Origin of the sequence: Protofrankia sp. Cr1 (assembly GCF_963555865.1) — a bacterium.
Lineage (GTDB): Bacteria > Actinomycetota > Actinomycetes > Frankiales > Frankiaceae > Protofrankia.
Genome location: NZ_CAUVXO010000022.1, coordinates 3,506 through 4,741, shown reverse-complemented (window position 1 = coordinate 4,741; position 1,236 = coordinate 3,506). Strand labels below are relative to the sequence as shown.

Sequence of the window (1,236 nt, the reverse complement as noted above, 5' to 3'; positions counted from 1 at the left end):
ATGACCGGCAGACCGCCGACCTTCTGGTCGGTGCGGCCATGCACGCACAGCACACGCAGGACGGCATGGAGCTGTCCCGGTGCATCGTGCTGTGGACCAAACCTCCGGTCGGGTCCACCAGACGGCGGATGGTCGACCGGGCCTTCGCGAGCTGGCTGAACCGCATGGTGGAACGTGCGTGGGACAACGGCTGGCAGCCGGCGGACGTCGTGCGGATCGTCAGCCGGGAGGGCGGTGCGCGTCAGCTGCGGATGACGGTCGACGCGATCGCCGCTCAGATGCGTAGGTATGCCGCCTCCACCGTGGACGAGCGCTGGGAGGCTCAGCTCGCTGCGGTCGAAGCCACCGTCTGGTGGGCCGATGACGATGGCTGGCTGGACGCCTGGGGTGAGCGCGAAGGTGAGGATCGGGTCGGGGTGGTCACCTGCGCCGTGACGGTGCTTGGGATCCTCGGTACTTTGCCCCCGCTCGCGCAGCTGTGCCCGCCGCCCGGCACGGCGCGTCGCGGGACGCTGCACCCCGACCGCAGCGCTGGTCGGACGGTCGACGTGCGCATGCTTGACCGGGTCCGCGCGCTGCTGGCCAAGGCCGAGTCGACCGGCTTCGCGCAGGAGGCCGAGGCGCTGACCGCCAAGGCCCAGGAGCTCATGGCCCGGCACAGCATCGACTACGCCCTGCTGGCCGCCGAGACCGGGTCGCGCGACGAACCGACCGGCCGTCGGGTCGGCGTCGACAATCCCTATGAGACGCCCAAGGCGCTTCTGCTGGACAAGGTCGCCACCGCGAATCGCTGCCGGGCGGTGTGGACGAAGGATCTCGGTTTCGCCACGGTGCTCGGTTTTGAGTCCGATCTCGACGGCGTCGAGCTGCTCTACACGTCGCTGTTGGTCCAGGCGACCACGGCGATGACGCGGGAAGGCTCCCGCCAGGACCGCTACGGGCGGTCGCGGACCCGTTCGTTTCGCCAGTCCTTCCTCACTGCCTTCGCCGTCCGGATCGGCGAGCGGCTGCAGGGTGCGACCGACAAGGCGGGGGCCGAGGCGGTCGCCGAAAGGGGTCGGGACCGTCTCCTGCCCGTCCTGGCCGCACGGGAGGACACCGTCCGGGAGGCGACCGAGACGATGTTCCCGGGAGTCGTGTCGCGGCCGGTGACAGCCAACGACCGGGAGGGATGGAGTTCGGGTCGGGCCGCAGCCGAGCTCGCCTCCCTCAACGCCCGTACCGAGGTGAGCGACA

At 70.6% G+C, this 1,236-nt stretch carries 1 protein-coding gene; it reads left to right on the top strand.

Translation table 11 applies throughout. The features are described from left to right. On the top strand, positions 1 to 1,236 hold a 1,236-nt coding region (locus U9980_RS03995), incomplete at both ends, for a DUF2786 domain-containing protein (RefSeq protein ID WP_322766745.1).